Annotated in this window: 3 protein-coding genes and 1 pseudogene; all 4 read right to left on the bottom strand. The window is 65.9% G+C overall.

What is annotated here, in order from left to right; translation table 11 throughout:
* Positions 1-188 (bottom strand): annotated as a pseudogene (locus AC1DWT_RS50425) (helix-turn-helix domain-containing protein); the annotation flags it as partial.
* A 107-nt stretch (positions 189-295) separates the two neighbouring features.
* Positions 296-457, bottom strand: a complete 162-nt coding sequence (locus AC1DWT_RS50420; RefSeq protein ID WP_005569480.1) for a hypothetical protein — start codon at positions 455-457, stop codon at positions 296-298.
* Positions 454-1,587, bottom strand: a complete 1,134-nt coding sequence (locus tag AC1DWT_RS50415; RefSeq protein ID WP_206015530.1) for an IS701-like element ISRhosp4 family transposase — start codon at positions 1,585-1,587, stop codon at positions 454-456. The genes AC1DWT_RS50420 and AC1DWT_RS50415 overlap by 4 nt, the downstream gene beginning before the upstream one ends.
* Positions 1,588-1,806: 219 nt before the next feature.
* Positions 1,807-2,940 (bottom strand): IS701 family transposase, encoded by a 1,134-nt coding sequence (locus tag AC1DWT_RS50410; protein ID WP_206015529.1) that lies wholly within the window; start codon positions 2,938-2,940, stop codon positions 1,807-1,809.
* Positions 2,941-3,167 lie beyond the last annotated feature (227 nt).

Here is a 3,167-nt window from a genome sequence, read left to right as displayed (position 1 = left end):
CCCGAGACCCCCAACCGTGCCGCGATCACCTTCTTCTCATCGACCGCCCCGACCGAGGTGTCCAGCGCCAGCAACACCCGGGCCCGCCGGATCATCGAAGCCGGATGCACCCCGGTCGTGGTCAACCGTTCCAAGAACTCACGATCAGCCGAGCTCAACGTCACCGGACGCTTCTTCTGCGAAGGCATTGACAACGGTCCTGACCGGCAGAGGGGAAGGGGAAGTCTGCCGCCTCCAACTTAAACGAAACAAGGCAGAACTAAGCAGCGACACGCTACTAGTACTGCAACGGCACTTATGGGAGGTGTCCGCGACGTCGGTAGTGGGAGGTGCGGGCCTGGTGTTGTCGGCGCCGTCGCCAGTTCGACCAGGACCAGATGTGCTCGTCCGGGTGGGCGTGTCGCAGGATCAGTTGCACGAGCAGGCGGCGGATCTCGGGTAGCGTGTACGCGATCATGCCCTGATCTTCGATCCCGATTCCCCCTTTACCGCTTCGGTTTTCGTTCCGGCGAGCCAGGCGAGGGCGAGCATCGACAAGGTGATGTGGGCGTACCAGGCCCGGTAGGTGCGTACCTGGTACTGGTCGAGGCCGGCCTCGTTCTTGGCCTGTTGGAAGCATTCCTCGACCCGCCACCGGGAGCCGGCGATGGTGGCGAGTTCGGTGAGCGTGGTGCGGCGGGGTCCGGCGCAGATGTAGTACGCGATCTCGGTCGGATCGGAGAGGGATCGGCGGGCGAGCAGCCAGTGCCCTCGCCCGGGTGCCCAGGCGATCCGGATCGGGATCCGCACCCAGGAATACTCCCGCGGCCCGTGTGCGCCGTCGCCGACGGAGATCCGGCGCCACTGCTTCGCCGGGACCGCGGCGATCATCTCGTCGGCGCGGCCGGAGCGGCCGTGCGGGGTGAACACATCGTCGTTGCACCGGGTAGCCAACACATACGAAACATCGCGTTCCTCGAGCCAGACCCGCAGGTACTTCACCTGCCCGTAGGCCTCGTCGGCGGTGACCCAGGAGAACGGGACCCGGGCGTCGAGGGCGCGTTCGATCATGTGTTGCGCCAGTCTCGGTTTGGTCGCGAACTCCACCTCGTCACCGATCCCGGCGGCGCGGCACCGGTCCCGGTCGGAGGTCCACGACTCGGGCAGGTACAGCTCCCGGTCGATGAGCGCGTGCCCGGCCGTGCTCGCGTAGGCGAGGAACACCCCGATCTGACAATTTTCCACCCGCCCGGCGGTGCCCGAGTACTGGCGTTGCACCCCGGCCGAGCGGGTGCCCTTCTTCAAGAATCCGGTGTCATCGACGATCAACACACCGGCCGGATCGCCGAGGCGTTCGACCACGTAGTCACGGACGTCGTCGCGGACCCCGTCGACGTCCCAGTCCGCCCGCCGCAGCAGCCGTTGCATCCCGTCCGGGCTCATTTCGCCGGCCCGCTCGGCGAGGGTCCACCCGTTCTTGCGTTCCAGACCCGCAACCAAACCCGTCACATATTCACGGACCCGGGACCGCGGCTCCGACCGGGCGAACCGACCGGAAATCCGCTCATGCAACGCTTCCAACTCGGCAGCAACCAGATCGAGGACCACACAACCAGTATCGTCTACCTGTCAAGCAAGTGCCGTTGCAGTACTAGTACTGCAACGGCACTTATGGCAGGTGGCCGCGGGTTCGGTAATGACAGACGCGGGCCTGGTGTTGTCGGCGTCTCCGCCAGTGTGACCAGGACCAGAAGTGCTCGTCGGGGTGGGCGTGTCGCAGGATCAGATACACGAGTAGACGGCGGATCTCGGGTACCGTGTAGCCGATCATGCCCTGATCATTGGTTCCGATTCCCCCTTTACCGCTTCGGTTTTCGCCCCGGCGAGCCAGGCGAGCGCGAGCATCGACAAGGTGATGTGGGCGTACCAGGCCCGGTAGGTGCGCACCTGATACTGGTCGAGGCCGGCCTCGTTCTTGGCCTGCTGGAAGCATTCCTCGACCCGCCACCGCGAGCCGGCGACGGCGGCGAGTTCGGTAAGCGTGGTACGACGGGGTCCGGCGCAGATGTAGTACGCGATCTCGGTCGGATCCGACAGGGATCGGCGGGCGAGCAGCCAGTGCCCACGCCCGGGTGCCCAGGCGATCCGGATCGGGATCCGCACCCAGGAGTATTCGCGCCGGCCGTGCGCGCCGTCGCCGACGGAGATCCGGCGCCACTGCTTCGCCGGGACCGCGGCGATCATCTCGTCGGCGCGACCGGCGCGACCGTGCGGAGTGAACACATCGTCGTTGCAACGGGTGGCCAACACATACGAGACATCGCGTTCCTCGAGCCAGACCCGCAGGTACTTCACCTGCCCGTACGCCTCGTCGGCGGTGGCCCAGGAGAACGGGACCTGTGCGTCGAGGGCGCGTTCGATCATGCGTTGCGCCAGTCTCGGTTTGGTCGCGAACTCCACCTCGTCACCGATCCCGGCGGCGCGGCACCGGTCCCGGTCGGAGGTCCACGACTCGGGCAGGTACAACTCCCGGTCGATGAGCGCGTGCCCCGCCGCGCTCGCATAGGCGAGGAACACCCCGATCTGGCAGTTTTCCACCCGCCCGGCGGTGCCCGAATACTGGCGTTGCACCCCGGCCGAGCGGGTGCCCTTCTTCAGGAATCCGGTGTCATCGACGATCAACACCCCGGCCGGGTCACCGAGGCGTTCGACCACGTAGTCACGCACATCGTCGCGGACCCCGTCGACGTCCCAGTCCGCCCGCCGCAGCAACCGCTGCATCCCGTCCGGGCTCACCTCGCCGGCCCGCTCGGCGAGGGTCCACCCGTTCTTGCGTTCCAGACCCGCAACCAAACCCGTCACATATTCACGGACCCGGGAACGCGGTTCCGACCGGGCGAACCGACCGGAGATCCGCTCATGCAACGCTTCCAACTCGGCGACAACCAGATCAAGGACCACCCAACCAGTATCGTCTACCTGTCAAGCAAGTGCCGTTGCAGTACTAGGGCGTGTCTCCCAATGATTTGGGGTGTTGTGCTGCAGACTCTTCGCTGTGGCAGACGTTGTTAATCGGTTTGAGGTGTTGACGGACAAGCAGTGGGAGTTGCTTGCGCTGCTGTTGCCCAGTTCGGATGGGCTGCGGGGGCGGAAGTTCCAGAACAGCCGACTCGTGGTGGAGGGGATGC

This window comes from Rhodococcus sp. P4_B6, from assembly GCF_056402215.1.
The sequence above is the reverse complement of the archived record's forward strand: the minus strand, read 5'-3'. Positions and strand labels throughout refer to the sequence as shown.